The sequence below is a fragment of the Kitasatospora sp. NPDC091276 genome, assembly GCF_040684355.1.
Lineage (GTDB): Bacteria > Actinomycetota > Actinomycetes > Streptomycetales > Streptomycetaceae > Kitasatospora.
Genome location: NZ_JBFBFU010000059.1, coordinates 1 through 22,344, shown reverse-complemented (window position 1 = coordinate 22,344; position 22,344 = coordinate 1). Strand labels below are relative to the sequence as shown.

At 72.5% G+C, this 22,344-nt stretch carries 21 protein-coding genes, 5 tRNA genes and 1 pseudogene; 9 read left to right on the top strand and 18 right to left on the bottom strand.

What is annotated here, in order from left to right; all coding sequences use genetic code 11:
- Window positions 1–140 precede the first annotated feature (140 nt).
- The 3 genes from thiD to AB0O19_RS37445 form a co-directional block, all read right to left on the bottom strand.
- Complete coding sequence (thiD, locus tag AB0O19_RS37455) at window positions 141–986, bottom strand: bifunctional hydroxymethylpyrimidine kinase/phosphomethylpyrimidine kinase (RefSeq protein ID WP_363626128.1); 846 nt, start codon at window positions 984–986, stop codon at window positions 141–143.
- Between the two features lie 54 nt (window positions 987–1,040).
- On the bottom strand, window positions 1,041–2,066 hold the full coding sequence (locus AB0O19_RS37450) for an ATP-dependent 6-phosphofructokinase (protein ID WP_363626126.1): 1,026 nt from the start codon (window positions 2,064–2,066) through the stop codon (window positions 1,041–1,043).
- A gap of 196 nt (window positions 2,067–2,262) precedes the next feature.
- Window positions 2,263–3,228, bottom strand: a complete 966-nt coding sequence (locus tag AB0O19_RS37445; RefSeq protein WP_363585718.1) for a thiamine-phosphate kinase — start codon at window positions 3,226–3,228, stop codon at window positions 2,263–2,265.
- A gap of 205 nt (window positions 3,229–3,433) precedes the next feature.
- Between AB0O19_RS37445 and AB0O19_RS37440 the strand changes: the two genes are divergently transcribed.
- Window positions 3,434–3,667 carry an Lrp/AsnC ligand binding domain-containing protein gene (locus AB0O19_RS37440; RefSeq protein WP_363375953.1) on the top strand — a complete coding sequence of 78 codons (234 nt, stop codon included), beginning with the start codon at window positions 3,434–3,436 and terminating at the stop codon, window positions 3,665–3,667.
- Between the two features lie 20 nt (window positions 3,668–3,687).
- Entirely contained in the window at window positions 3,688–4,206 is a 519-nt protein-coding gene (locus AB0O19_RS37435) for a DUF3515 domain-containing protein (protein ID WP_363375955.1), read from the top strand.
- 67 nt (window positions 4,207–4,273) lie between these two features.
- On the opposite strand, the gene AB0O19_RS37430 is transcribed toward AB0O19_RS37435, so the two are convergent.
- The 3 genes from AB0O19_RS37430 to AB0O19_RS37420 all read right to left on the bottom strand — a co-directional run bounded on the left by AB0O19_RS37430 (window position 4,274) and on the right by AB0O19_RS37420 (window position 7,342).
- Window positions 4,274–5,419 carry a D-alanine--D-alanine ligase family protein gene (locus AB0O19_RS37430; RefSeq protein ID WP_350882957.1) on the bottom strand — a complete coding sequence of 382 codons (1,146 nt, stop codon included), beginning with the start codon at window positions 5,417–5,419 and terminating at the stop codon, window positions 4,274–4,276.
- Window positions 5,420–5,519: 100 nt separating this feature from the next.
- Window positions 5,520–6,503, bottom strand: a complete 984-nt coding sequence (locus tag AB0O19_RS37425; RefSeq protein ID WP_079135606.1) for an NAD(P)H-dependent glycerol-3-phosphate dehydrogenase — start codon at window positions 6,501–6,503, stop codon at window positions 5,520–5,522.
- A 14-nt stretch (window positions 6,504–6,517) separates the two neighbouring features.
- A complete protein-coding gene (locus AB0O19_RS37420) occupies window positions 6,518–7,342 on the bottom strand; it encodes a lysophospholipid acyltransferase family protein (RefSeq protein ID WP_350882958.1) in 825 nt (274 codons plus the stop codon).
- A 232-nt stretch (window positions 7,343–7,574) separates the two neighbouring features.
- Here AB0O19_RS37420 and cofC point away from each other — a divergent pair, with 232 nt between their 5' ends.
- Entirely contained in the window at window positions 7,575–8,258 is a 684-nt protein-coding gene (gene cofC / locus AB0O19_RS37415) for a 2-phospho-L-lactate guanylyltransferase (RefSeq protein WP_363585717.1), read from the top strand.
- Window positions 8,259–8,314: 56 nt separating this feature from the next.
- On the top strand, window positions 8,315–8,536 hold the full coding sequence (locus AB0O19_RS37410; protein ID WP_063347710.1) for a hypothetical protein: 222 nt from the start codon (window positions 8,315–8,317) through the stop codon (window positions 8,534–8,536).
- Between the two features lie 206 nt (window positions 8,537–8,742).
- Here AB0O19_RS37410 and AB0O19_RS37405 read toward each other — a convergent pair whose 3' ends face one another.
- The 4 genes from AB0O19_RS37405 to leuC form a co-directional block, all read right to left on the bottom strand.
- Window positions 8,743–9,456, bottom strand: a complete 714-nt coding sequence (locus AB0O19_RS37405) for an HU family DNA-binding protein (protein ID WP_350882962.1) — start codon at window positions 9,454–9,456, stop codon at window positions 8,743–8,745.
- A 133-nt stretch (window positions 9,457–9,589) separates the two neighbouring features.
- Window positions 9,590–9,778: a hypothetical protein gene (locus AB0O19_RS37400; protein ID WP_079135607.1), complete on the bottom strand. Its 189-nt coding sequence runs from the start codon at window positions 9,776–9,778 to the stop codon at window positions 9,590–9,592.
- A gap of 340 nt (window positions 9,779–10,118) precedes the next feature.
- On the bottom strand, window positions 10,119–10,715 hold the full coding sequence (leuD, locus tag AB0O19_RS37395) for a 3-isopropylmalate dehydratase small subunit (RefSeq protein ID WP_363585716.1): 597 nt from the start codon (window positions 10,713–10,715) through the stop codon (window positions 10,119–10,121).
- Window positions 10,716–10,720: 5 nt separating this feature from the next.
- A complete protein-coding gene (gene leuC, locus AB0O19_RS37390) occupies window positions 10,721–12,157 on the bottom strand; it encodes a 3-isopropylmalate dehydratase large subunit (protein WP_363585715.1) in 1,437 nt (478 codons plus the stop codon).
- A gap of 232 nt (window positions 12,158–12,389) precedes the next feature.
- Here leuC and AB0O19_RS37385 point away from each other — a divergent pair, with 232 nt between their 5' ends.
- Complete coding sequence (locus tag AB0O19_RS37385) at window positions 12,390–13,103, top strand: IclR family transcriptional regulator (protein ID WP_063347714.1); 714 nt, start codon at window positions 12,390–12,392, stop codon at window positions 13,101–13,103.
- A 103-nt stretch (window positions 13,104–13,206) separates the two neighbouring features.
- Here the strand turns inward: AB0O19_RS37385 and AB0O19_RS37380 are convergent.
- The 8 genes from AB0O19_RS37380 to AB0O19_RS37345 all read right to left on the bottom strand — a co-directional run bounded on the left by AB0O19_RS37380 (window position 13,207) and on the right by AB0O19_RS37345 (window position 16,781).
- Window positions 13,207–13,281 (bottom strand) — tRNA-Gln (locus tag AB0O19_RS37380).
- Window positions 13,282–13,330: 49 nt separating this feature from the next.
- Window positions 13,331–13,403 (bottom strand) — tRNA-Glu (locus AB0O19_RS37375).
- Window positions 13,404–13,429: 26 nt separating this feature from the next.
- Window positions 13,430–13,502: transfer RNA gene (locus AB0O19_RS37370), tRNA-Glu, on the bottom strand.
- A 27-nt stretch (window positions 13,503–13,529) separates the two neighbouring features.
- Window positions 13,530–13,602, bottom strand: a tRNA-Glu gene (locus AB0O19_RS37365).
- Between the two features lie 37 nt (window positions 13,603–13,639).
- Window positions 13,640–13,711: transfer RNA gene (locus AB0O19_RS37360), tRNA-Gln, on the bottom strand.
- Window positions 13,712–13,949: 238 nt separating this feature from the next.
- Window positions 13,950–15,473 (bottom strand): glutamate--tRNA ligase, encoded by a 1,524-nt coding sequence (gene gltX, locus AB0O19_RS37355; protein ID WP_363626124.1) that lies wholly within the window; start codon window positions 15,471–15,473, stop codon window positions 13,950–13,952.
- The gene (locus AB0O19_RS37350; protein WP_063347716.1) at window positions 15,466–16,266 is read right to left on the bottom strand and encodes a fumarylacetoacetate hydrolase family protein; all 801 of its coding nucleotides are present in this window, start codon (window positions 16,264–16,266) and stop codon (window positions 15,466–15,468) included. The genes gltX and AB0O19_RS37350 overlap by 8 nt, the downstream gene beginning before the upstream one ends.
- Window positions 16,267–16,511: 245 nt before the next feature.
- Window positions 16,512–16,781, bottom strand: coding sequence for a hypothetical protein (locus AB0O19_RS37345; RefSeq protein WP_363585713.1), 270 nt, complete (start codon window positions 16,779–16,781; stop codon window positions 16,512–16,514).
- A 590-nt stretch (window positions 16,782–17,371) separates the two neighbouring features.
- Between AB0O19_RS37345 and AB0O19_RS37340 the strand changes: the two genes are divergently transcribed.
- The 4 genes and pseudogenes from AB0O19_RS37340 to AB0O19_RS37325 all read left to right on the top strand — a co-directional run.
- Window positions 17,372–21,220, top strand: a complete 3,849-nt coding sequence (locus AB0O19_RS37340) for a nitrate- and nitrite sensing domain-containing protein (RefSeq protein ID WP_363626122.1) — start codon at window positions 17,372–17,374, stop codon at window positions 21,218–21,220.
- 10 nt (window positions 21,221–21,230) lie between these two features.
- Entirely contained in the window at window positions 21,231–21,644 is a 414-nt protein-coding gene (locus AB0O19_RS37335; protein ID WP_097236138.1) for a roadblock/LC7 domain-containing protein, read from the top strand.
- Window positions 21,645–21,809: 165 nt separating this feature from the next.
- Window positions 21,810–22,235 (top strand): DUF742 domain-containing protein, encoded by a 426-nt coding sequence (locus AB0O19_RS37330; RefSeq protein WP_063347718.1) that lies wholly within the window; start codon window positions 21,810–21,812, stop codon window positions 22,233–22,235.
- A pseudogene (locus AB0O19_RS37325) lies at window positions 22,216–22,344 on the top strand (ATP-binding protein); the annotation flags it as partial. The gene AB0O19_RS37330 and the pseudogene AB0O19_RS37325, both read left to right, overlap by 20 nt.

Genomic DNA, 22,344 nt, shown 5'->3' with positions numbered 1-22,344 from the left:
CGGTGCCAACCCCCTTCCGTATACTCGTTCGCCCCCCGGGGGGGCCCCCCCCCCCCCCCGCCGCCGCCCCCCCCCCCCCCGCGCCCCCCCCCCCCCGGGGGGGGGGGGGGGGGCCCCGGGCCCCCCCCCCCCCGGCCGGGTCAGCGCCAGCGCCAGGCGTGGTCGACCGGGCCGATCCCGGCACCGAGCGCGAAGCCGCCGGCGATCGCGCCGGTGATGTAGGCCTTGGCCGAGCCGACCGCCTCCGGCAGCGACTCGCCCTTGGCCAGCCCGGCCGCGATCGCGCTGGCCAGGGTGCAACCGGTGCCGTGGGTGTGCCGGTTGTCGTAGCGCGGCGCCCGGTACCAGTGCACCTCGCCGGGCCCGCCGTAGAGCAGGTCCGCGGCCTCACCCTCCAGGTGGCCGCCCTTGACCAGCGCCCAGCGCGGCCCGAGGTCGAGCAACGCCTTGGCGGCGTCCAGCATCTGCCCCTCGCCCTCGACCGTCCGGCCGGTGAGCTGGGTCACTTCGTGCAGGTTGGGGGTGGCCAGGGTGGCGACCGGCAGCAGCCGCTCGCGGACGGTGGCGACGGCCTCGGCGGCCAGCAGGGCGTCCCCGTGCTTGGAGACGCCGACCGGGTCGACGACCACCGGGGCGTCCACCCCGGCCAGCAGTTCGGAGACGGTCTCGACCAGTTCGATCGAGGCGAGCATGCCGGTCTTCACGGCCTGCACCCCGATGTCGTCGACCACGCTGCGGAACTGCGCCCGGACGGCCTCGGCGGGCAGCTCCCAGTAGCCCTGGACGCCGAGCGAGTTCTGCGCGGTGACGGCGGTGATCACGCTCATGCCGTGGACGCCGAGGGCGAGCATCGCCTTGAGGTCGGCCTGGATGCCGGCGCCACCACCGGAGTCGGAGCCGGCGACGGTGAGCACGCGGGGAGGGGCGGTGGCGGGGCCGCGCGCAGCGCGTCGGCCAGGGGCGGGGGCGGGAGACGGGTGGGCCATGAGGTCAACCTACCTGCGCGCGCTCGGAGCGCGGCACCCTGCCAGAGCACGGCCTCAGAGCACGGCCTCGGACTCCACCCAGCGGTCCTCCGGCACCGTCTTCAGCCTGGTCACCGCGTCGGCGATCGGCACCAGCTCGATCCCGGTCCGGCGCAGCGCGGTGAAGTGGCCGAACGCGCCCTGGTGGACGGCCTCGACGGCGTGCCAGCCGAAGCGGGTGGCGAGCACGCGGTCCCGGGCGGTCGGGGTGCCGCCGCGCTGGGTGTGCCCGAGGATGACCGGGCGGGCCTCCTTGCCGAGCAGGTTCTCCAGTTCGTGGGCGAGCCGGTTGCCGATCCCGCCGAAGGTCCGGTGGCCGTACTGGTCGACCTCGCCGTGGTCGAAGCGCATGGTGCCGGGCATCGGGGCGGCGCCCTCCGCGACGGCGATGATGGCGAACTTCTTGCCGCGGTCGAAGCGGTCGTCGACCATCCGGGCCACCGCCTCGATGTCGAAGGGCTTCTCCGGGATGAGGATGCCGTGCGCGCCGCCGGCCATGCCCGCGGTGAGGGTGATCCATCCGGTGTGACGGCCCATCAACTCGACGACCATGACGCGCTGGTGGGATTCCGCGGTGGTCTTGAGCCGGTCGATCGCCTCGGTCGCGACGTGCACCGCGGTGTCGAAGCCGAAGGTGGCGTCGGTGGCGTTGATGTCGTTGTCGATGGTCTTGGGCACCCCGACGACCGGCAGTCCGGCGTCGCTGAACAGCCTGGCGGCGGTCAGCGTGCCCTCGCCGCCGATCGCGATGAGCGCGTCGATGCCGATGTCCCGGGCCAGCGTCCTCGCGTTCTCCACCGCCCAGGAGATCCGCTCGCGCTGCACCCGGGCGGAGCCCAGGACGGTGCCGCCGAGGGTGAGCAGGCCGGTGACGTCGTCGTGCGAGACCGGCCGGGTGCGGCCTTCGATCAGGCCGAGGAAGCCGTCCAGGATGCCGACGATCTCGTCGCCGTGCACGTCCGTGCCCCGGTGCACGACGGAGCGGATCACCGCGTTGAGGCCGGGGCAGTCGCCGCCGCTGGTCAGTACACCGATACGCATGACTGGGTGCGCTCCCGCTCGCAGTGGTTCAGACCACCCACACCAGACGGCGGGCGGGCTCGGTTGTCGCCAGCCTACGCAAAACGGACCCGCGAAGCCCGTGCGCCGCGAGTCCGGGGGTCACGCGCCGCCCGCCGCGCGCCGGTGTCCGGGCGTCACCCGCCGTGTGCCGTACGACAATCGGCGCGGCCGCCCGTCACTCGGCGAAGTGGTCCCAGCCGCCGACCCGGTCCCAGGGCGCGCCGTCCACCGTCACCCGGCCGCTGCGGCTGCCCCGGGGTCGGCCGGTCACCTCGCCCACCACCCGCCAGCGGGCCGGGAGTTGGACCCCGCGCGGGAAGGTCGCCACGATCGCGTGGTCCTCGCCGCCGGACAGCACCCAGACCAGCGGGTCCACCCCGACCGCCTGTCCGATGTCGGCCATCTGCGCCGGGACGTCGAAGTCGGCGGCCTTCAGGTCGATGTCCACCGCGCTGGCCCGGGCCACGTGGCCGAGGTCGGCGACCAGTCCGTCGCTCACGTCGATCATCGAGGTCGCGCCCAACTCTGCGCCGCCCGGGCCCGCGTGGTACGGCGGCTCGGGCCGGCGGTGCGCCTCGACGAAGGCGCGCGGGGAGCGGAAGCCGCGTTGCAGCACGGTGAGTCCGGCGGCCGACCAGCCGAGCCAGCCGGTCACCGCGACCACGTCGCCGACCTGCGCGCCGGCGCGCGTCACCGGCGCGCGCCCCTGGAGGTCCCCGAGCGCCGTGATGGCCAGCGTGACGGTGTCGCCGCGCACCACGTCGCCGCCGACCACCGTCGCCCCGGCCACCTGGCACTCGTCGCGCAGCCCGTCCATCAGCTCGGTGGCCCAGGTGGTGGGCAGGTCGGCGGGGGCGACCAGGCCGAGCAGTATCGCGGTGGGCACCGCTCCCATGGCGGCCACGTCGGCGAGGTTCTGGGCGGCGGCCTTGCGGCCCACGTCGTAGGCGGTGGACCAGTCCCGGCGGAAGTGCCGGTTCTCGATCAGGACGTCCGTGGTGGCCACCACCCGGCCGTCCGGGGCCTTCACCACCGCGGCGTCGTCACCGGGGCCGAGGTCCACCGCGTCGGTGAGCGGCACCCGGGCGGTCAGCTCCCTGATGAGACCGAACTCGCCGAGCTCGCCCACGGTCCCCTGCATCTGCCGTCCTCTCGCATGTCCATCTGAACTCGTCCCCGTCGCGCCCCCGCGCGCAGCGTACGCCCTTCCGGGGTGTCGGGGTCTCCCCTCCCCGGCCCACCGCGCGGTAGCGTGGTGATCAGACTGCCGGTGAGCCCGTTCCCACCCCGACGACCGTCCGGGCGATCACGGCGGCGATCCCCGTAACCGGCCGCCGGAGGTCCCCGTGGTACAGGCATACATCCTGATCCAGACCGAGGTCGGCAAGGCCACCGCCGTGGCCCAGTCGATCTCCGAGATTCCCGGCGTCCTCCAGGCCGAGGACGTCACCGGCCCGTACGACGTCATCGTCCGGGCCGAGGCCGACACCGTGGACGACCTGGGGCGCCTGGTGGTGGCCAAGGTCCAGCAGGTCGAGGGCATCACCCGCACCCTCACCTGTCCGGTGGTGCACCTGTAAGACCCGGCTACCATCGGCGGGTGGCCAGAGAACTCCGAATCCCCCGGGCGCTGACGGCACTGCCGGCGCCCGTCCGCTGGCTGGCCCTGCCGCTCGCCCTGACCTGCACGGTCGTCGTGCTGCTCGGCAGTTGGGGCTCCGCCGACGAATCGGTGGCGGCCCCCCGGCCGGGCGGCAAGGCGGCCGAGTACTGCCGCGCGCTGGCCGCGGCCCTGCCGCAGGAGCTGCTCGGCCACGCCCGCAAGGACCCGTCGCCCGCCTCGCCGTACGTGGCCGCGTGGGCCAGCTCGCCCCGCACGGTGCTGCGTTGCGGCATCGACCGTCCGGAGGAACTGGACGGCGAGCACGCCAAGGACTGGTCGCCGACCGTGGACGACGTCACCTGGTGGTCGCAGAAGCTCACCGACGGCGGCTACCGCTTCGTGACGACCATGCGCGCCGCCTACGTCGAGGTGACCGTCCCGGCCGGTGCCGCGGCCAACCCCTTCGACCCGGCCGCCGCCCTCACCGGCGCGGTGAAGGCCACCGTCCCGGGCTGAGCCCGCGAACGCGCCGAGGAGGGCGGGCCGGGAGCTTCCCGGCCCGCCCTCCGTCGTTCGCGCGCGGCTACCGCAGGCCGGTCGAGCGGCGCAGCGCCGCCTGGAGCAGCCGGTCGATCAGCTCCGGGTAGGACAGCCCGGTGGCCTCCCACATCTTCGGGTAGGCCGAGATCGGGGTGAAGCCGGGCATGGTGTTGATCTCGTTGACCATCCAGGTGCCGTCCTCCAGCAGGAAGAAGTCCACCCGGGCCAGGCCCTCGCAGCCGAGCGCGTCGAACGCGGCCACCGCCTGGCGGCGGATCTCGGCGGTCTGCTCGTCGTCGAGCTTCGCCGGGATCTGCACCTCGGACGAGTCGATGTACTTGGCCTCGAAGTCGTAGAAGTCGAAGCCGTCGCCGACCAGCACCTCGGCCGGGAGGCTGGCCTTCGGGCCGTCCTCGGTCTCCAGCACGCCGCACTCGATCTCGCGGCCGCTCACGCCGGCCTCGATGATCAGCTTGGGGTCGTGCCGGCGGGCCTCCTCGATCGCGGCGTCGAGGTCGGCGAGGTCCTTGACCTTGGTGATGCCCATGCTGGAGCCGGCCCGGCAGGGCTTCACGAACAGCGGCAGGCCGAGTTCGGCGGCCCGCTCGCGCACCGCGGCGCGGCCGGCCTCGCTCTCCCAGTCGCGCGGCCGCACGATGGTGTACCGGCCGACGCCCAGGCCGTGCGAGGCCAGGATCCGCTTGGTGAACTCCTTGTCCATGCCGACCGCGCTGGACAGCACGCCGTTGCCGACGTAGGGCACGCCGGACAGCTCCAGCAGGCCTTGCAGGGTGCCGTCCTCTCCCCAGGGGCCGTGCAGCAGCGGGAACACCACGTCGACCTCGCCGAGGGCCTTGGGGGTGCTTCCCGGCTCGCTCAGGACGACCTCCCGGTCGCCCGGGGCGATCGGCAGCGCGACCTGCCCGTCCACGGACTCGGCGACGCCCGGGACGTCCGGCATCCGGCCGTCGGTGATGGCCATCCGGGCGGGCTCGTCGCTGACCAGTGCCCAGCGGCCCTCGGGGGTGATCCCGATCGGGAGCACCTCGTACTTCTCGCGGTCGATCGCCTTGAGCACGCTGCCGGCGGTGACCACCGAGACGCCGTGCTCGGAGCTGCGTCCGCCGAAGACCAGCGCGACGCGCGGCTTCGCAGCGGACGGGTTCGGGGAGGACTGTTCGATGCTCATATCGGGTTTGAGACTACCGTGCGAACGGTTTCCGGGGCGTCAGCCGCCCCCGACCACCGCCCCCGACCACCGCCTCGCCGTCAGCGCCGCTCGGCACCGCTCAGCGCCGCTCGGCCTTCGCCGAACGGGACATCAGGGCCTGGAGCGCCTCCTGGGTGGGCCGCCCGTTGTGCACGACGTCCACCACCGCCTCGACGATCGGCATGTCGACGCCGTTGCGCCGGGCCAGGTCGAGCACCGACTCGCAGGACTTGACGCCCTCCGCGGTCTGCCGGGTCGCCGCGATGGTCTCCGCGAGCGACATGCCCCGGCCCAGGTTCATGCCGAAGGTGTTGTTGCGCGACAGCGGCGAGGAGCAGGTGGCGACCAGGTCGCCCATCCCGGCGAGCCCGGCGAAGGTGTGCGGGTCGGCGCCGAGCACCTCGCCGAGCCGGGTGGTCTCGGCCAGCCCGCGGGTGATCAGCGTCGCCTTGGTGTTGTCGCCGAGCCCCATGCCGGCCGCCATGCCGACCGCCAGGCCGATCACGTTCTTGACCGCTCCGCCGAGCTCGCAGCCCAGCACGTCGGTGTTGGTGTACGGGCGGAAGTACGGCGTGTGGCAGGCCGCCTGGAGCCGCTTGGCGACCGCCTCGTCCGCGCAGGCGACGACGCTGGCGGCGGGCTGCCGGTTGGCGATCTCCCGGGCCAGGTTGGGCCCGCTGACCACCGCGACGCGCTCCGGGCCGACCTTGGTGACCTCGTCGATCACCTCGCTCATCCGCTTGGCCGTGCCGAGTTCGATGCCCTTCATCAGGCTCACCAGCACGGTCTGCGGCTCGATCAGCGGCGTCCAGGCGGCCAGGTTGTCGCGCAGCGTCTGCGAGGGCACCACCAGGACGGCGAAGTCGGCGCCGGCCAGCGCCTCGGCGGCGTCGGTGGTGGCCCGGACGGAGCCCGGCAGCGGCACGCCCGGCAGGTAGTCCGGGTTCTCGTGCGTGGTGTTGATGGCGTCGACGAGTTCCTGGCGGCGGGCCCACAGGACGACGTCGCTGCCCGCGTCGGCCAGCACCATCGCGAAGGCGGTGCCCCAGGAGCCCGTCCCCATCACTGCGCAGCGGGTCACCGGCCGCCCTCCTCGTCGTCGTTGCCGCCCTTGGCGCGCCGGCGTTCGGCGGCGGCCGCGGCGGCGCGGTTCCGGGCGGCCTTGCGCATGTCGTAGCGCTCGGCCGGCGGCTCCTCGCCGCGGACGTCGGCCAGCACGGCGGTGATCGCCGTCATGATGTCCTCGGTGGCGTCGTTGAGCACCTGGGCGGTGAGCTCCTGGCCCCGGTACTTGCTCAGGTCCACCGCGGGCCCCGCCGCCACGGTGACCCGGTGGCGCGGGAAGAGGTTGAACTTGCCCTTCCCGAAGCCCGGACGGCCGTACGGCGGGATGATCTCGTGCGCTCCCCAGTGTGCGACCGGGATGACCGGCGCGCCGGTCATCAGCGCGACCCGGGCGACGCCGCTCTTGCCGGTCATCGGCCACAGGTCCGGGTCCCGGGTGAGCGTGCCCTCCGGGTAGAACTGCACGCACTGGCCGCCGTTGACGGCGTCGATAGCGGCCCGGAAAGCCTGCGCGGCATCGGTGGACTCGCGGAACACCGGAATCTGGCCGGTCTTGCGCAGCATGAATCCGATGAAGGGAATCGAGAACAGCGAGGACTTGCCGAGAATGCGCGGCGGACGGCCGCTGTTGTACTGCCAGTGCGCGTAGATCACCGGGTCGATGATCGAATTGTGGTTCACCGCGGCGATGAAGCCGCCTTCCTTCGGAAGGTGCTCCCAGCCCCGCCAGTCGGGCTTCACCAGCGCGGTCGTCACCGGCTTCACCAGCACGGCCGCGAAGCGGTACCAGATGCCGTAGTCGGCGTTGCCGAACTTGGCGTACGAGCGGCGGGCCACCCCAGGTCCTCCTCATCCGAAGCGGCACGTGGGGTGCCGCGGTCATAACCTCCCGGTGCCGCGCACCGGTACGGGACCGGTGCCCGGGTGACGGGCGCGGAACAGTCTCGCCCGGCTGCTCACCGGCTGTCGAGCGACCGCGCCAACCCGCCCGGCAGGCGTGATCAAACGCACGTCCGCACAGATCGGACGGCCTGGCGAGGGCTCCGGGACCGGCGTCACAATGACGCCGATGACCCAGGACACCGTACGCCCCAACGGGCCCGTCGCGCCCCCCGCACCCGCCACCGACTGGTCGCTGGTGCTGCCGCTCAAGCCGCTCGCCCTCGCGAAGAGCCGACTGGCCCCGTACGCCGGGCCGCACCGGGCGGACCTCGCGCTGTCCTTCGCGCTCGACACCGCCACCGCCGCACTGGCCACCCCGGGCGTCGCCCGGGTCCTGGTGGTCACCCGGGACGCGGCGGCCGGCGCCCGGCTGGCGGCACTGGGCGCGGTGGTGGTCGCCGACGAACCCGGCGAGGGCCTCAACGAGGCGCTGGTGCACGGCACGGCGGCCGCCCTGGCGCTCGCCCCGCGCTCGCCGCTGGCCGCCCTCTCGGCGGACCTGCCGGCCCTGCGCCCGGTCGAACTGGCCCGGGTGCTGGGCGCGGTGCCGCCGGACGGCCGGGCCTTCCTGCCGGACTCCCCCGGCCTCGGCACCACGCTGCTCGCCTGTACCCCCGGCCGCCCGCTCTCGCCCGCCTTCGGGGACGGCTCGCGGGCCCGGCACGCGGCCGGCGGAGCACTCGAACTTCGCCTGGCGGACGTGGAGTCGGTGCGCCGGGACGTCGACACCGGCGCGGACCTCGGCGAGGCCGCGGCGCTCGGCCTCGGCCCGTACACCAGCGTCCTGTTCGCCCGGCTGGCGCGGGCCTGACCGGCGCCCGGCGGGACGCCGCCCGGTCGGCCGGGGCCGCTCGCTATGCTGCTGCCATGCAGGCCACCGCGTTCACCTTCGACCCCGCCACCCGGGCCGGCTCCGTGCTGCTCGACGACGGGACCCCGGTGCCGTTCGACGCGGCCGCCTTCGACGCCGGCGGTCTGCGGCTGCTGCGACCGGGCCAGCGGGTGCGGATCCGCACCGAGGGCGCCGGCGAGGCCCGCCGGGTGGTCTTCGTGACGCTGCAGACCTTCCCCGACCCGGCCGCGGGCTGACCGTCCTCCGCTGACCGTCCCCCCGCTGGTCCTCCTCCGCCGTCCGGCACGCCCGCCGCCGCGTTCCGTGCCTGGTCACCGTCGGTCGCAGAATCCTGACTAAGCGCCCGGAAATCGAAAGAGCCGCGGCGACCCGGTCTCCGCAATTCACGGAGGGGGGTGCCGCGGCTCTCTGCCGAAGGCCGTCCGAGGACCGCTGCGCGGGACTACTTGGCAGAGGTCTTGCGCGCGGTGGTCTTGCGGGTGGCGGTCTTCTTCGCCGGAGCCGTCTTCTTGGCCGTCGCGGTCGCCTTCTTGGCGGTCGCGGTGGTCTTCTTGGCGGCGGCGGTGGTGGTCGCCTTCTTGGCGGCGGCGGCCGTCTTCTTGGTCGCGGTCGCGGTGGTCTTCTTCGCGGCGGCGGTGGTGGTCGCCTTCTTGGTGGCGGTCGCCTTCTTCGCGGCGGCGGTGGTGGTCGCCTTCTTGGCCGCGGCCGTGGTCGCCGTCTTCTTGGCGGCGGCCTTCTTGGCCGGAGCGGCGGCGGCGGCCGTGGCGGCACGCTTGGTGGCGGCGCGCTTGGCGGCCGGGGTGGCGGCGACGCCGCTCTTGCCCGGGGTGAGGGAGCCCTTGGGGGCCTTCTTCACCGAGGGGCCTTCCTTCGGCAGCTTCTTGCTGCCGCTGACCAGGTCCTTGAAGCCCTGGCCGGGACGGAAGCGGGGCACCGAGGTCTTCTTGACCTTGACCTTCTCGCCGGTCTGCGGGTTGCGGGCGAAGCGCGCGGAGCGCTCCACCTTCTCGAAGGTGCCGAAACCAGTGACCGAAACCCGGTCACCGGCCACAACGGCACGGACCATGGTGTCGAGCACTGCGTCGACGGCCTCTGCGGCAGCCTTGCGACCGCCCAGCTGCTCGGCCACCGCTTCGACAAGCTGAGCCTTGTTCACGTCTTCCCCTTCGGAAACGGGCGCCGGATGATTCCATCCGTTCTTTTCGCACGTTAGGTATGTATCTGCGGACTTTCAATTACCAAACGCGCGAATCACCCTAGTGTCGCAATGGATTTGCGCGTCGGCGACCTCAGGCGACGGGCGGGCGCCCCTCGTCGAGGTCATGTACAAAGCGACTCAACCGCCTTGCCGCCTCCGGAAGATCGCGCTTGGCGGTCTCGGTGACGATGAGGAGTTGACGGGAGAGAGCGGTCTTTGCATCGGCAGACACGTTCAGCGCATGCACGCGGGCGTGAGCTTGCTTCAACCGCTCGGCCACAAGCGCGTAGAGCGCTGCGACTTCCTGGTCGTCCGGCCCCTCAGCTGGTGCGGAGGCGACGTCCGGCCGATCGTCAATTCGGCGTTCGGATCCCCGGCCCACGGACTCCGGAGCCGCGGGTTCGCCGCCCGCGTACGGAGGTTCATGGTGCCGGTGCATGTACTGATTGTGCCATCTACCCGCAGTTGTACTTGCGCGGGGCCCTCTCCGGCAAAGCCAAATGGGCAATCCGGGGTGGGCCGCGGCGCTAACTCGTGCTCCGGAACGGCGGATGGCCCGCCCCCCCGAAGGGGAGGCGGGCCATCCGGTGGATCGCCAGAATGCTTGTTCTGAGGGGATCTCAGGCAACCGGCAGAGTACGGGGCTTGAAGGTCGGACGGGTCGCTTCGAAGGCCGCGATGTCGGCCTCGTTCCGCAGGGTGATGCTGATGTCGTCCAGCCCGTTGAGCAGCCGCCACCGGACGTTGTCGTCCAGTTCGAAAGACGCGGTGACGCCCTCGGCCCGGACTTCGCGGGCTTCCAGATCAACGGTGATCTCGGCCGAAGGGTTACTCTCGGTGAGCGCCCAGAGCTGTTCCACGGTCTCTTGCGGCAGGACGACCGTCAGCAGTCCGTTCTTCAGGGAATTCCCACGGAAGATGTCCGCGAAGCGCGACGAGATGACCGCGTGGAAGCCGTAGTTCTGCAGCGCCCAGACGGCGTGCTCGCGGGAGGAGCCGGTGCCGAACTCCGGGCCGGCCACCAGGACCGTGGCGCCCTGCCGCTCGGGCTGGTTGAGGATGAACGACTCGTCCTTGCGCCAGGCCTCGAAAAGGCCGCCCTCGAAACCGGAACGGGTGACCTTCTTGAGCCAGTGGGCCGGGATGATCTGGTCGGTGTCCACGTTCGAGCGCCGCAGCGGAACGGCCCGGCCGGTGTGGGTGGTGAACTTCTCCATGGTTCTCAGGCCTCCACAGCCACGTTGGTGTCCGCCAGGTCGGAGGGCAGATCGGACGGTGCGGCCAGACGGCCCAGGACGGCGGTCGCGGCGGCGACCTGCGGGGACACCAGGTGGGTCCGGCCACCCTTGCCCTGCCGGCCCTCGAAGTTGCGGTTCGAGGTGGAGGCGCAGCGCTCCCCGGGGGCGAGCTGGTCGGGGTTCATGCCCAGGCACATCGAGCAGCCCGCGTGGCGCCACTCGGCGCCGGCCGCGGTGAACACCTTGTCCAGGCCCTCCTCCACGGCTTGCAGGGCGACCCGGACGGAGCCGGGGACGACCAGCATCCGTACGCCGTCGGCGATCCGGCGGCCCTCCACGACGGCGGCGGCGGCGCGCAGGTCCTCGATCCGGCCGTTGGTGCAGGAGCCGACGAAGACGGCGTCGACGGTGACCTCGCGCAGCGGGGTGCCGGCCTCCAGGCCCATGTAGGCGAGGGCGTTCTCGGCGGCCGCGCGCTCCTGCGGGTCGGCGAAGGAGGCCGGGTCCGGCACGTCGGAGCCCAGCGGGGCGCCCTGGCCGGGGTTGGTGCCCCAGGTGACGAACGGGGTCAGCGCGGCCGCGTCGACGAAGATCTCGTGGTCGAAGACCGCGTCCTCGTCGGTGCCCAGGGTCGACCAGTACGCGACGGCGGCGTCCCAGTCCTCGCCCTGCGGGGCGTGCGGACGGCCCTTGAGGTAGCCGAAGGTGGTCTCGTCCGGGGCGATCATGCCCGCCCGGGCGCCGGCCTCGATGGACATGTTGCAGATGGTCATCCGGGCCTCCATGGACAGGCCCCGGATCGCCGAACCGCGGTACTCCAGGACGTATCCCTGGCCGCCGCCGGTGCCGATCTTCGCGATCACGGCCAGGATCAGGTCCTTGGCGGTGACGCCCTCGGGCAGCTCGCCCTCGACCGTGACGGCCATGGTCCGGAACGGCGCCAGCGGCAGCGTCTGGGTGGCCAGCACGTGCTCGACCTGGCTGGTGCCGATGCCGAACGCCAGTGCGCCGAAGGCGCCGTGGGTCGAGGTGTGGGAGTCGCCGCAGACCACGGTCATGCCGGGCTGGGTCAGGCCCAGCTGCGGGCCGACCACGTGCACGACGCCCTGCTCGATGTCGCCGAGCGAGTGGATCCGGACACCGAACTCGGCGGCGTTGCGGCGCAGCGTCTCCAGCTGCACCTTGGACACCGGGTCGGCGATCGGCTTGTCGATGTCCACGGTGGGGGTGTTGTGGTCCTCGGTGGCGATCGTCAGATCGGTGCGGCGGACCGTCCGGCCGGCCAGCCGCAGCCCGTCGAAGGCCTGCGGGCTGGTCACCTCGTGGAGCAGGTGGAGGTCGATGAAGAGCAGGTCGGGCTCTCCCTCCGCGCGCCGCACGACGTGGTCGTCCCAGACCTTCTCTGCGAGTGTCCGTCCCATCGGATTCCCTCCAGCCGGCCGCGTTGCCGGCCTTCTCGTGTCGTCGAGGTCGGAGCTCCCGCCGCCCTGTGGCGGGCGCGTTCTCGCGACCTGCACGCCGGATCGCTGTCCACGATGCGGACACTCTGGTGAGGTCGCATCCTGGATGCCTCCCGGGCTGCTGCATCCAGAGTGGCGCTTTTCCCGGAAGATTGAACTTGCGTCTCGCGGAATGAGACTGCAGTCTTAGCGCATGGACAACTCTAGCGGCGTCGGCGTTCTCGACAAGGCCGCTCTGGTGCTGAGCGCACTGGAGTCGGGCCCCGCCACGTTGGCGGGGCTGGTCGCCGCCACCGGTCTGGCGCGCCCCACGGCCCACCGGCTCGCCGTCGCACTCGAACACCACCGCCTGGTCACCAGGGACATGCAGGGGCGATTCATCCTCGGCCCCCGCCTGTCCGAACTCTCCGCCGCGGCGGGCGAGGACCGGCTGCTCGCCACCGCGGGCCCGGTTCTGACCCACCTGCGCGACGTCACCGGCGAGAGCGCACAGCTCTACCGCCGCCAGGGCGAGATGCGGATCTGCGTAGCCGCCGCCGAGCGGCTCTCCGGTCTGCGGGACACCGTCCCGGTCGGCAGCACCCTGCCGATGAAGGCCGGCTCGGCCGCCCAGGTCCTGCTGGCCTGGGAGGAGCCCGAGCGGCTGCACCGCGGCCTCCAGGGCGCCCGCTTCACCGCCACCGCGCTCAGCGGCGTCCGCCGCCGCGGCTGGGCCCAGTCGATCGGCGAGCGCGAGCCGGGCGTCGCGTCCGTCTCCGCTCCCGTGCGCGGCCCCTCCAACCGCGTGGTGGCCTCCGTCTCCGTCTCCGGCCCGATCGAGCGGCTGACCCGCCACCCGGGCCGCCTGCACGCCCAGGCCATCATCGAGGCCGCGAACCGGCTCACCGAGGCCCTCCGCCGCGGCTGACCGCCGCACCCGGAAAGGGCCCCGCGCAGCACCACCGCGCGGGGCCCTTCGGAATGCTCCGGGAAATGCAAAAAAGACCCCGGAAACCGGGGCCTTCAATTTCTGGCTGGGGTACCAGGACTCGAACCTAGACTAAATGAACCAGAATCACTCGTGCTGCCAATTACACCATACCCCAACACAAAGCAAGCGCCGATGGGATAACCCACCGGCTTCATGCTCTGGAGTACCCCCGACCGGATTCGAACCGGCGCTACTGCCGTGAGAGGGCAGCGTGCTAGGCCGCTACACAACGGGGGCTTCCTGGCGATCCCTTGCGGGACCAGTACCCCCGACCGGATTCGAACCGGCGCTACTGCCGTGAGAGGGCAGCGTGCTAGGCCGCTACACAACGGGGGCTTTCCAGGTGATCCCTTGCGGGACCAGTACCCCCGACCGGATTCGAACCGGCGCTACTGCCGTGAGAGGGCAGCGTGCTAGGCCGCTACACAACGGGGGCTTGTTCTTCACTTGTACTGCTGGGCTTGCGTACTGCGCTGGGGTACCAGGACTCGAACCTAGACTAAATGAACCAGAATCACTCGTGCTGCCAATTACACCATACCCCACCAGAGTTGAACCCCTGTCGGGGCCTTCTCAGGCGTTGCGCCTCTCGTTCGGGGCCGGGTGGAGGGTTTCGCTCCCTCGTCCGTTCCCTCCCGGGCGGCGCAGAAAGAACATTACCCGACGCCGGCCCCGGCTCCAAAATCGATAACCCCAGGCAGCGGCCGGGCGACCTGGCGGTGACGTCCGGGCAGGCCGCGGGCCCGGCACGAGGCCGGGCCCGCAGGCTGCTCAGCGGCCCGCTCAGGCGGCCGGCAGGGTCTCCAGGGCGGAGTTCAGCCGGCGCAGCGTCTCGGGGCGCCCGAGCAGCTCCATCGACTCGAACAGCGGCGGCGAGACCCGGCGGCCGGTGACGGCGACCCGCAGCGGCGTGAACGCGAACTTGGGCTTGATGCCCAGCCCGTCCACCAGCGCCTCGCGCAGCGCGGCCTGGATCGGCTCCGGGCTGAAGTCCGCGAGCGCCTCCAGCGCCTTGACGCTGGCCTCCAGCACCGGGCGGGCGTCGGCGGTCAGCGCCTTGGCGGCGTCGTCCGGGTCGACGGCGAAGTCGGCCGGGTCGACGAACAGGAAGCCGGCCATGTTCACGATCTCGCTCAGCACGACCATCCGCTCCTGGGTGAGCGGCGCGATCCTGGCGAGCAGGTCCAGCTGCTCGGCGGTCGGCTCGGCCGGCAGCAGCCCGGGGGCCTGGAGGTACGGCACCAGGCGGCGGACGAAGTCCTCCGGGGCCAGCTTGCGGACGTGCTCGGCGTTGATCGCCTCGCACTTCTTCAGGTCGAAGCGGGCCGGGTTGGCGTTCACCTTGGCGATGTCGAAGGCGGCGACCATCTCGTCGATGCCGAACAGGTCGCGGTCGTCGGCCAGCGACCAGCCCAGCAGGGACAGGTAGTTGAGCAGGCCCTCGGGGATGAAGCCGCGCTCGCGGTACAGGTTGAGCGAGGCCTGCGGGTCGCGCTTGGAGAGCTTCTTGTTGCCCTCGCCCATCACGTACGGCAGGTGGCCGAAGCGCGGGGTGGTGCCGTCGCCGACGCCGATCTCGGCGAGCGCGGCGTACAGCGCGATCTGCCGCGGGGTGGAGGAGAGCAGGTCCTCGCCGCGCAGCACGTGGGTGATGCCCATCAGGGCGTCGTCCACCGGGTTGACCAGGGTGTACAGCGGGGCGCCGTTGGCCCGGACGATGCCGTAGTCCGGCACGTTCTCCGGCTCGAAGGTGAGCGTGCCGCGCACCAGGTCGTCGAAGCTGAGGGTGCGGTCGGGCATCCGGAAGCGCAGGATCGGCTCGCGCTTCTCCAGCTTGTAGACGGCGACCTGCTCGTCCGTCAGCTCGCGGCAGTGGCCGTCGTAGCCGGAGGGCTTGCCGGCGGCGCGGGCGGCCTCGCGGCGGGCGTCCAGCTCCTCGGTGCTGCAGTAGCAGTGGTAGGCGTGGCCGGCCTCGTGCAGGCGGCGGGCGACGTCGGCGTAGATGTCCATCCGCTGGGACTGGCGGTACGGCTCGTGCGGGCCGCCGACCTCCGGGCCCTCGTCCCAGTCGAAGCCGAGCCAGCGCATCGCGTCGAGCAGCTGGTCGTACGACTCCTCGGAGTCGCGGGCCGAGTCGGTGTCCTCGATCCGGAAGACCAGCGTGCCGCCGTTGTGGCGGGCGTAGGCCCAGTTGAAGAGGGCCGTGCGGACCAGGCCCACGTGCGGGTTCCCGGTCGGGGACGGACAGAAACGAACCCGGACGGCCGGGTTGCCCGCGGCGGAGCCGCTGAGCTTTTCACTAGCCACGCTTGATCACCTTGTTGGTGAGAGTGCCGATGCCTTCGATGGAGACGGCGACCTCGTCGCCGACGTTGAGCGGGCCCACCCCTGCGGGCGTGCCGGTGAGGATGACGTCGCCGGGCAGCAGCGTCATGGCCTCGGAGATGTGGACGATCAGCTCGGCGACCGAGCGGACCATCTGGGAGGTGCGGCCGGCCTGCCGGAGCTCGCCGTTGACCGTGCAGGTGACGGCGAGGTCGGCCGGGTCCAGGTCGGTCTCGATCCACGGGCCCAGCGGGCAGGAGGTGTCGAAGCCCTTGGCCCGGGCCCACTGGCCCTCGCGCTTCTGCACGTCCCGGGCGGTGACGTCGTTGGCGCAGGTGTAGCCGAGGATCACCTCGGGCACCCGGTCCAGCGGCACCTCGCGGCACATCCGGCCGATCACCACGGCGAGTTCGGCCTCGTGCTGGACGTCCGAGGAGAACGGCGGGTACGCGATGTTCTCGGTCGGGCCGATCACCGAGGTGGACGGCTTGAAGAAGGTGAGCGGCACGTCCGGGACGTCGTTGCCCAGCTCGGCGGCGTGCGCCGCGAAGTTGCGGCCGACCGCCACGATCTTGTTGGGGAGCATCGGGCTGAGCAGCCGGACGTCCTGGAAGCGGTAACTCTCGCCGGTCGGCTGGGGCTGGCCGAACGGGTGGCCGGCCAGCGCGTGGACGACCAGCGAGTCGGGCTGGGAAGGGTCGCCCTCCACCACGCCGAAGGAGACGCTGCCGGCGGCAGGGCTCCCTTCCCGGACGGAAAACCTGGCAATGCGCACGGCTGGGATACCCCTCGCTTCGTCGACCGCCCGGGGCGCGCCCGGGCGCTGGTGGGCGCCTCGCCCACGGTGGGCGCGGCCCCGTCAATCGTCGTCCAGGCTATCGCGTGGGGCCCCGGCTGACCGCTTTGCCCCTGTTCAGCGCGGTTGGGCCGCGAGCCCCGGCAACCGCCCGGGAACGCCGCAGGGCGCCGCGACCGCCCTCGGTGGCACGGCCGCGACGCCCGGTCGGAGCGGGGGTCGGGTCAGTCCTGCACGACGACGGGCGCCGGGGCGACCATCAGCTGGGTACGGCGCGGGTTGGCGGTGCTGGCCGGCAGCTCGGTGCCGTAGGTGACGGCGTCCTCGGGCTTGCGGGCACCCGGGATCGTGCTGAAGTCCGCGACCGAGGCCAGCGTCGTCCGGCGCGGGTTCGCCGTGGAGCGGCAGGGCAGCGTGGACTTGGTGGCCTTCTTCGCCTGGGACATCGAGAGCACCTCGTGGTCGCGGCCGGGCGGATCGCGGCGGATCGTCACCGGCCTGTGTGATTCCGAATGATTCGGAGGGGTTCTGGGCAGGCTGATCGGGGCCGTGCTCCGGAGACAGCCAGGTTACGAGATCTCATTCCACAGGGACCGTGACCAAAGCTACACATTAGACTGTGATTTTGCTCACAAATTCATGAGCGAATTGCAGATATCCGACATATCGCCGCAACGGGATTTTCCGACATATCTCCGATAACGGTCATTCCGGAAGGTCTGCGACTCTTTTCGATCTCGGGCCGGGTTGGCATGTATCCGGCGAGTGTCCGAAAAATGCGGTATTCCGGTCCTGTTACGGCACAGTCAGTGAAGTCACGCACGCGTTCGGTAGCGCCGCGCGGCGTGTCCTGGCGGCCCTTGTTGGGATTCCCCGGCTGTGCTGGAATGCCACGGACCGTGGGTAGGGAGAAGTCCACCCCGGCGACGCGCTCACCCGGACCAGCCGGGGAGCGGAAGGAAACTCGACACCGTCCGGTCCGCGGCGACGCGGCGGGACGCCCGGTCCAGAGGTTGCGACGCCAGTGCAGGGACGTTTCAAAAGGGGTAGCGGCGCCGCGGGTAACCCGGAGTCGCACGAGCCCGTGGCAGCCCCCCAGCAGGCGGCGGCCCCCGGCGGCCCGCCCGAGCCGGTGATCCCCGAGGCCCCCGGCCACCCGGAGGACGACGGCCAGGAACGGAAGTCCGCCCGGGACAAGCTCCGGACCACCCTGACCAGGCGGCGGGCCACCGGTCTGAGCCGGCTCGCGATGCGCAACTGGCGCATCCGGACCCGACTGATCGCCCTGCTCGCCCTGCCCGTCCTGGTCTCCCTGGTCCTCGGTGGCCTGCGGATCCAGGCCTCGATGCAGAACTCGCAGCAGCTCTCCCAGATGGCCAACCTGTCCGACCTGGCCAAGAAGGCGACCAACCTCGCGGACGCCCTGCAGACCGAGCGCGACATCAGCGCCGGCTACATCACCGCGCGCCCCAACGACCCGCTCGACGACGACATCGCCACCGCCCGCAGGGCCACCGACGACCTGAGCCGCACCTTCACCGCGTCCTCGGACAAGTTCGAGAACCTCGAGCTCTCGGGCGGGAAGGCGCTGCTGTTCCAGATCCGCAGGGACCTGAACTCGATCTCGGACGCGCGCAACACGCCGTACCAGAACAACCAGAACATCCAGTCGACGATCACCGCCTACGACGTGATCATCCGCGACCTGCTGGCCATCACCCAGGACATCGCGCTCGCGTCGAACAACAAGGACCTGCTCGTCGCGACCCGCTCGCTGCAGCAGTTCTCGCTGGCCAAGAACGCCACCTCGCAGCAGCGCGCCCTGATCGGCGCCGCACTCGCCAACCCCAAGGGCCCCGACCTCAGCCCCAGCGACGAGTCCTTCGGCATCCGCCTGCGCACCTCGTACGACAACTCGCTCACCAGCTTCAACAACATCTACACCGCGCACGACCTGGACAACCTGCGCGGCCAGCTCAGCTACAACTCGGTGATCGCCGACGCCGACCGGTACGCGCGCTCGATCCTCCAGCCGAGCGGCATCCACCAGACCGACCCGGTGACCTACAAGGACTGGTACGAGAAGGCCAGCGCCAAGATCACCGCCGAGCGCCGGATCGAGTCCAAGCTCATCGAGGACCTCGACGGCAAGGCCCAGGACCTCCAGTCCCAGGCCGACACCGAGGCCATCATCATCGGTGCCGCCATCGCCCTGGTGCTGCTCGTCGCCCTCGGTGGCGCCGGTCTGATCGCCCGCTCGATGGTGCGCTCGCTGACCCGTCTGCAGGCCGCGGCCGAGGACGTCGCCGAGCGCCGCCTGCCCGAGCTGGTCAAGACCCTCTCCGAGAGCGACCCGCACGACGTCGACACGACGGTCGAACCGGTGGCCGTCGACTCCACCGACGAGATCGGCCACGTGGCGCACGCCTTCGACATGGTGCACAGCGAGGCCGTCCGCCTCGCCGCCGAGCAGGCCCTCCTGCGCGGCAACATCAACGCGATGTTCACCAACCTCTCGCGCCGCAGCCAGGGCCTCATCCAGCGCCAGCTGTCGCTCATCTCCGAACTGGAGAGCCGCGAGGCCGACCCGGACCAGCTGGCCAACCTCTTCAAGCTGGACCACCTCGCGACCCGCATGCGCCGCAACGGCGAGAACCTCCTCGTCCTCGCCGGTGAGGACCCGGGCCGCCGCTGGACCAGGCCCGTCCCGCTGGTCGACGTGCTCCGCGCCGCCGCCTCCGAGGTGGAGCAGTACGAGCGCATCGAACTCGCCGCCGTGCCGTCGGCCGAGGTCGCCGGCCGCGTCGTCAACGACCTCGTCCACCTGCTCGCCGAGCTGCTGGAGAACGCCACCTCGTTCTCCAGCCCGCAGACCCGCGTCCGGGTCACCGGCCACGCACTGCCCGACGGCCGCGTCCTGGTCGAGATCCACGACACCGGCATCGGCCTGAGCCCCGACGACCTCGCCGACATCAACGAGCGCCTCGCCAACCCGCCGACGGTGGACGTCTCGGTCTCCCGCCGCATGGGCCTCTTCGTGGTCGGCCGCCTGTCCCTGCGACACGGCATCCGCATCCAGCTGCGCCCCAGCGACTCCGGCGGCACCACCGCGCTGGTCATGCTCCCGGTGGACGTCACCAACTCCGCCGACCGCCGCGGCGCCGGCCGGCCCGGCCCGGCCCAGGCCAAGCAGCAGCGCGGAGTCGCCCCGACGCCGCGCCAGCAGCGCCAGGTGCCGCCCGGCCAGGGCGGCCCGGCCGCGCTCGGCCAGGGCCCGGCCGGCGGTGCCCCGCAGGGCGGCCGCCCGCAGCTCGGCCAGGGCGGCCCGACCGCTCCGACCGGCCCGACCGGCCCCGGTGCTCCGACCGGACCGAACGCTCCGGGTGCTCCGGGTGCTCCGACCGGACCGGGTGCGCCTGCCGCGCCCGGCGGCCGGGCCGGCGGCCTGCCGACCCGCCAGGTCGGCCAGTCGCTGCGCGAGAACCCCGGCCAGCCGGGCCAGCCGGGCCCGGGCCAGCAGCCCCAGGGGCCCCAGGGACCGGGCCGGCAGGCCCCGCAGCCCCAGGGCCAGAAGCCGACCCCGCAGTCCCAGCAGTCCCAGCAGTCCCCGCAGGGCGGCCTGCCGCAGGGCGGCCTGCCGCAGCGCGGCCCGAACCGGCCGGGCCCGGCGCAGGGCGGCCTCGGCGGCCTGCCCCGCCGCGGCCAGCAGCAGCCCGCCCAGGGGCGCCCGGGTCAGCAGCAGCCCGCTCAGGGCCGCCCCGGCCAGGAACGGCCGCGCCCGGGTGGCGAGTTCGACGGCGATCCGGGCCCCCGGACCGGCGAGCAGCCGCAGCACGGTCGGCCGGGCCGGCCGGGCGGCGCTCCGCAGCAGCAGGGCGGCGCCCGCCCGGGCAACCGCCCGCAGGAGGGCCTGCCGCAGCGCCGGCCGGCCCCGCAGGGCCAGGGCGGCCCCGGTCAGGGCGGCCCGCAGGGCCAGCCCGGTCCGCAGGGCCAGCGCCGTCCGCAGCGCCCCGGCCCGGACGCGCCGCAGCGCGACCGCCAGCCGCAACTGCCGCAGCAGCAGCAGGCCCAGCCGCTGCCGTCGGCCGAGCCTGCACCGGTGGAGAGCACCCAGCAGTTCGCCCGGCCGCGCTTCGAGGCCAGTCAGATCGACCCGCGTGACCCGCTGGGCCTCGGTCTGGTGGAGCCGGTGCTGCCGAGCGTGCCGAACCCGGCGCGTCCGGAGCCGGTCCGTCAGGAGCAGGCCCGGCCCGAGCCGGTGCGCCAGGAGCAGGCCCGGCCGGAGCCGATGGCGCTGCCGACCGGCCCGTCCGGGGGTGCGGCCGAGCAGCCGTGGTACCCGCAGGAGGGCGGGCAGGAGGCGCGGCCGCGGACGTACCAGCCGCGCCGGCCCGGCACCTCGGCGCCGGAGTTCCAGCCGTCCGACCCGCAGGGCCGACAGGGCCGGCCGGCCCAGGCCCCGCAGCCCCAGGCTCCGCAGCAGGCCGCGCAGGCTCAGGCCCCCCAGGCCCCGCAGCCCCAGGCTCCGCAGCAGGGTCAGCAGCAGCCGCAGCAGGGCCAGCAGCCGCAGCCCGGCACCGGGGACGCCCCGTGGCGCCCGTCCGCGAACGACGAGCGCTGGCGCCGCGCCGAGCAGGTCCGCGAGCCCTCGACCAGCGGCGTCACGATGTCCGGTCTCCCCCGGCGGACCCCGCAGGCCAACCTGGTCTCCGGCACCGCCGAGGCCTCGCCGCTGACCGGTCCGCAGGTCTCCCGGGCCCCCGAAGAGGTCCGCGGCCGGCTGACCAACCTGCGCCGCGGCATCCAGCAGGGCCGCCGGGCCGGAGCCGAACAGGCCAACCAGCAGGGCTCCCAGCATGGTGCCCAGCAGCCCGGATTCGATAGTTTCGGTGGCCGGACCGACGGCAACGGCGCAGATCACCAGGAGCGTTGAGTTGAATCAGATGAGCCAGGCCGCACAGAACCTGAACTGGCTGATCACCAATTTCGTGGACAACACCCCCGGGGTGTCCCACACCGTGGTGGTCTCCGCCGACGGCCTCCTGCTGTGCATGTCCGAGGGCTTCCCCCGCGACCGCGCCGACCAGCTCGCAGCCGTCGCCTCCGGCCTCACCTCCCTCACCTCCGGCGCCAGCCGGATCTTCGAAGGAGGCGAGGTCAACCAGACCGTCGTCGAGATGGAACGAGGCTTCCTCTTCCTCATGGCCATCAGCGACGGCTCCGCCCTCGCCGTACTCGCCTCCCCCGACTCCGACATCGGCCTCGTCGGCTACGAGATGGCCCTCCTCGTCGACCGCGCCGGCGCCGTCCTCACCCCCGCACTCCGCGCGGAACTCCAGGGCAGTCTCCTGCACTGACCGGAGTCCGAGCGGGATCCGTCCACCGTCCCACCTCCCCCGCCGGGTCCGACCCGACCGGCCCCGGCGTCTCACCCTCAGCTACCCTCAGGCAGCTGATCCCGCCTCAGCTGGCACCGCCCCAGCTGGAACCGGCTGCCCAAGGCTGCAGCACAAGGAGGACCCATGACCCCGCCCTCGACACCCGCCGGCTCATACGGCAACGGGTACGGCAGCGGCTACGGCGGGCAGCAGTCCGACGGCTACGAGCAGCAGCCGCTGGTCCGCCCGTACGCGATGACCGGTGGCCGCACCCGGCCCCGGTACCAGCTCGCCATCGAGGCCCTGATCTCGACCACCGGCAACGCCGAACGGACCGGCGGCCTGCTGCCCGAGCACGCCCGGATCGTGAACCTCTGCCGTGAGGTCAAGTCCATCGCGGAGATCTCCGCACTGGCCGGCGTCCCGCTCGGTGTGGCCCGCATCCTCGTGGCCGACCTGGCCGAGGCCGGCCTCGTCGCCATCCACCAGCCCGCCGCCGCGGGCGAGTCGGGCGGAACGCCCGATGTCACGCTGCTCGAAAGGGTCCTCAGTGGACTTCGCAAGCTCTAACGCGGCCGCTCCCTCCCGCGCCACCACCTCCGCGAAGATCGTCGTCGCGGGCGGCTTCGGCGTCGGCAAGACCACGCTCGTCGGCGCCGTCTCCGAGATCAACCCCCTG

What these genes read in the sequence shown, in the direction of transcription:
- thiD (WP_363626128.1), bottom strand. Translation starts at nt 986, where the DNA reads ATGGCCCACCCGTCTCCCGCCCCCGCCCCTGGCCGACGCGCTGCGCGC.
- AB0O19_RS37450 (WP_363626126.1), bottom strand. Translation starts at nt 2,066, where the DNA reads ATGCGTATCGGTGTACTGACCAGCGGCGGCGACTGCCCCGGCCTCAAC.
- AB0O19_RS37445 (WP_363585718.1), bottom strand. Translation starts at nt 3,228, where the DNA reads ATGCAGGGGACCGTGGGCGAGCTCGGCGAGTTCGGTCTCATCAGGGAG.
- AB0O19_RS37430 (WP_350882957.1), bottom strand. Translation starts at nt 5,419, where the DNA reads ATGAGCATCGAACAGTCCTCCCCGAACCCGTCCGCTGCGAAGCCGCGC.
- AB0O19_RS37425 (WP_079135606.1), bottom strand. Translation starts at nt 6,503, where the DNA reads ATGGGGACGGGCTCCTGGGGCACCGCCTTCGCGATGGTGCTGGCCGAC.
- cofC (WP_363585717.1), top strand. Translation starts at nt 7,575, where the DNA reads ATGACCCAGGACACCGTACGCCCCAACGGGCCCGTCGCGCCCCCCGCA.
- AB0O19_RS37410 (WP_063347710.1), top strand. Translation starts at nt 8,315, where the DNA reads ATGCAGGCCACCGCGTTCACCTTCGACCCCGCCACCCGGGCCGGCTCC.
- leuD (WP_363585716.1), bottom strand. Translation starts at nt 10,715, where the DNA reads ATGGAGAAGTTCACCACCCACACCGGCCGGGCCGTTCCGCTGCGGCGC.
- leuC (WP_363585715.1), bottom strand. Translation starts at nt 12,157, where the DNA reads ATGGGACGGACACTCGCAGAGAAGGTCTGGGACGACCACGTCGTGCGG.
- AB0O19_RS37385 (WP_063347714.1), top strand. Translation starts at nt 12,390, where the DNA reads ATGGACAACTCTAGCGGCGTCGGCGTTCTCGACAAGGCCGCTCTGGTG.
- AB0O19_RS37335 (WP_097236138.1), top strand. Translation starts at nt 21,231, where the DNA reads ATGAGCCAGGCCGCACAGAACCTGAACTGGCTGATCACCAATTTCGTG.
- AB0O19_RS37330 (WP_063347718.1), top strand. Translation starts at nt 21,810, where the DNA reads ATGACCCCGCCCTCGACACCCGCCGGCTCATACGGCAACGGGTACGGC.